This window comes from Nonomuraea antri (assembly GCF_013283785.1).
GTDB lineage: Bacteria > Actinomycetota > Actinomycetes > Streptosporangiales > Streptosporangiaceae > Nonomuraea > Nonomuraea antri.
Map to the genome: position 1 here is coordinate 1 of NZ_JABCPZ010000501.1, position 1,904 is coordinate 1,904.

Annotated in this window: 1 protein-coding gene and 1 pseudogene; one reads left to right on the forward strand and one right to left on the reverse strand. The window is 71.0% G+C overall.

The window, feature by feature from the left end; all coding sequences use genetic code 11:
• Nucleotides 1-195, forward strand: a pseudogene (locus HII36_RS54915) (hypothetical protein); the annotation flags it as partial.
• Between the two features lie 103 nt (nt 196-298).
• On the opposite strand, the gene HII36_RS54920 reads toward HII36_RS54915, so the two are convergent.
• A complete protein-coding gene (locus HII36_RS54920) occupies nt 299-1,510 on the reverse strand; it encodes a DUF5685 family protein (protein WP_328808328.1) in 1,212 nt (403 codons plus the stop codon).
• Between the last annotated feature and the right edge of the window lie 394 nt (nt 1,511-1,904).

Genomic DNA, 1,904 nt, shown 5'->3' on the forward strand with positions numbered 1-1,904 from the left:
GGCAAGTTCAACACCGACACCCTGGGTGTCGATGGCGTGGGTGGCGAGGGCCACATCAAGGTCGACTACGTCATCACCAAGTGGGGCGACGGCAAGGGCCTGAAGAACAAGCCGGTCGCCTTCTCCACCGGCGCCTACAAGGTGAAGGACGACTCCGCCGCCACCACGCGGCCGATGTCGGTCAAGAACCACTGACCAATCCCGCGGTCGCCGTGCGCCGGACACCGCACAGCGCGACCATCGTGAAAGAGGGCGCTCCCCATCCCGGGGAGCGCCCTCTTTCACGTTCGCCGTCGGATCAGTTGCACGAGCAATCGCAGCAGTTGCAGCATTCACCGCAGTTGCCGCAGTTGGGGTCGCAGTCGCATCTGCGCAGGTAGCAGCGGTCGTCGCAGGGACGTCCCGAGCGCTTGCTCCACCTCGGCCGGTACATGCCGCACGTCATGAACGTCCAGATCCCGGCCGCCGACTTCCTGAACACCCCCGGGCGCGCGTACGAGGCCGTGGGGGAGTGGGCGGCGGCGAAGGTGCGGTTGACCGCGCGCCGGACCTCGCCGCCCAGCAGCGTGTCCGCCAGGTGCCGGTCCTCGAACTCCAGCTCGCGCAGCGCCAGCGCCAGGCCGTGGGCCGCGTCGTCGCACAGCCGCCGCGCCTCGGGCAGGGAGGTGCCGGTGGCGGTCAGCGGGTTGAACGCGCCGCGCGCGTCGTCGTCCTGCTGGTCCTCGACGGCGTCCAGCAGGTGGGCGATCCGGCCGAAGAACCTGCCCGCCTCGGCGAGTGCGGGCGCGTTGCCCGGCCGGCGCGCCAGCACCGCCGTGTGCGCGAACGTCGCCGCCACCGCCTCCTCGGTCGGCGCCGTCAGATCGAGGATGGACGGCCGCCCGCCCCTGCCGTCGAGGACGGACGGCTGGTCGGGACGCCCGCCCGTGCCGCCACCGAGGACGGGCCGTCGCCCGGAATGCCCGGCCGTGTCGCCGTCGAGGGAATGATCCCCGGTAAAGCGGCGTTCAAGTGCCAGCTGGCGATCCACCGTGGCGACCAGCACCCCGGCGTCGAACCCGACCCCGGCCGCCAGCCGCGTGCCGCCCGCCTCCCACCGTTCGGCCAGCCGCCGTCCGGCCTGACGGCCCGCGAACGAGGCGTCACCGTCCGCGACGTGGTCGCGCAGCTTGCCGGCCGCCAGGACGAGCGAGACCCCGGCCGCCAGCCGGGCCCCACCGGCTCGCGCGTCCACCACCTCGGCCGTACGCAGCCCGCGCAACGCGCAGGGACCCGCCACCCGGTGCGGGGACGCGGCCGGGAGCTGGGCCTCGGCGAGCACCGAGATGACCAGCGTGTCGTAGTTGGTGGCCAGCCGCGCCGGATGCCCCTGCCCGTCACGCAAGGTCAGGCATAAGCCACACAGATGCGCCCGCCACGCGGTGCGTAACGACGGACAGCCATGCTCGGCGCATGGGCGAAGAATCCCGAACAACCCGACCTCACAGCCCCACGTGGAACGATGCAGCAAATCGTACGGCTATGCGGGGATGCCCAGCGCTTTACCCTGCCAGGTAGATCGTTGCCCGTTTCGTGACGATTCGTTTGCGTTTGTCCGTTTCATGGGGTAGTCTTGTATGTGTGGCCGGGGAAAGACCCGCACTTTGCCGAGGCACCCCGAGCCCCTCCAGCGCTCCACGCAGCCACCACACCCGACGCCCGCCCCTGTTGGCGGCGTCCTGGTTCGGTCAGGCCGCGTTCTCATCCCAAGTGAGCGTGTCCGTGTCCTGTGTCCGCCCCAGTTCCACGTAAAGGACGGTACCTCTTCATGACCGCTCGCCTGCGTTCCCTCGCTCTGCTGTCCGCCGCCGCCCTGTCCGCGCTGACCATCGGCACCACCGCCGGCGCCAGCATGGCCCAGGCCG